Below are 1,480 nucleotides of genomic sequence, written 5' to 3'. Positions count from 1 at the left end.
CGGCCGCCGGCGCGATGCATGGCCGGGGCCTGGCACCGGCCGGATTCCTGCCGGTCACCGGACCTCTCGGTTGGTACGGCCCGTCCTCGGTGCCGCCGTTCGTCCGTTCGACCGCGGCGCCCGTCACCCGGCACCGGGTGTTGCCCGCGGACCTGCATCCGCACGATCTGGCGGACCTGTGCTTCGCCGCGGCGTGTCTGGACGAACGGGTGACCCGGGTACACGTCGCCGGGGCGCCCGAGGAGTGGGGCGGCTGCGGCGTCTTCGACCCGGACACCGGATCCGCGGCGCTGTTCACCCACGACGAGGTGATCCTCGCGGGGGACCCGGTCGCCCTCGACACCGCGATCGCGCTCATCGACGCCTGGGAGCGTCTCGGCCGCCCGAAAGTCGCGGACTGGACGTGCCGGTTCGCTCTGTCCGGTCCGCCGGACACTCCGATCCTGCTCGCCGTGGACTGGGTCTGCACCGCGCCGATTGGAATCACGCAGACGGGAACCACACCGGCTGGAACCGCGCCGCGGTGACCCGCCGGCCGTCCTACAGCTATGGTTTCGCCCATGTCAGTAACGAAGGCGGTGATTCCGGCTGCGGGGCTGGGCACCCGGTTCCTGCCCGTGACCAAGTCCCTTCCCAAGGAGATGCTGCCGGTCGTCGACCGGCCGGCTATCGAGTATGTGGTGGAGGAGGCCTCGCGCGCCGGCCTACGAGATGTCCTTCTGGTTACGAGTCGTACCAAGAAGGCGATAGAGGATCATTTCGACCGGGATGCCGAGCTTGAGGCCGCCCTGGAACGCAAGGGCGACACGACCCGGCTGGACCGGGTCCGCGCGTCCGCCGGGTTTGCCGAGGTGCACTCCGTCCGGCAGCAGGCACCGCGCGGGCTGGGGCATGCGGTGCTGTGCGCGGCCGCGCACGTAGGGCGCGAGCCGTTCGCGGTTCTTCTCGGTGACGACCTGATCGACGAGCGTGACTCGCTGCTGGTGGAGATGCTCGCGGTACAGGAGCGTTTCGGGGGCAGCGTCGTAGCCCTGATGGAGGTACCTGAGGATCTTGTCTCCCTGTACGGGGTCGCGACCGTCGACCCGAAACCCGTCACGATCGCAGCCGGGACAGTGCCGGCCGCCGGCTACCAGACCGTCCGCATCCGGGACCTGGTCGAGAAGCCTCCGGTAGCCGAGGCGCCCAGCAATCTTGCGATCATTGGCCGGTACATCCTGTCACCGTCGATTTTCGACGTCCTGCGGGAGACGCCGCCCGGCCGTGGGAACGAGATTCAGCTCACCGACGCGCTGCGGACACTCGCCACGCTCGGTGACGACGCTGGTGAGCCCGTCCACGGGGTGGTCTTCACTGGGCGTCGCTATGACACTGGTGACCGGGTGGACTACCTCAAGGCCGTGATCCGGCTCGCCTGTGAGCGGTCCGACATCGGCCCGGAGCTGTACCCGTGGTTGGAGGAGTATGTCTCCGCCGGGGG

The 1,480-nt window shown here is 69.3% G+C and carries 1 protein-coding gene and 1 pseudogene; both read left to right on the top strand.

Annotated elements, in window-relative coordinates; genetic code table 11:
* Nucleotides 1-527: pseudogene (locus tag U9980_RS20735) on the top strand (hypothetical protein); the annotation flags it as partial.
* Nucleotides 528-560: 33 nt separating this feature from the next.
* The coding region (locus U9980_RS20730; protein WP_322769444.1) for a UTP--glucose-1-phosphate uridylyltransferase at nt 561-1,480 on the top strand (920 nt) is incomplete at its 3' end.

Source organism: Protofrankia sp. Cr1, from assembly GCF_963555865.1.
Lineage (GTDB): Bacteria > Actinomycetota > Actinomycetes > Frankiales > Frankiaceae > Protofrankia.
The sequence above is the reverse complement of the archived record's forward strand: the minus strand, read 5'-3'. Positions and strand labels throughout refer to the sequence as shown.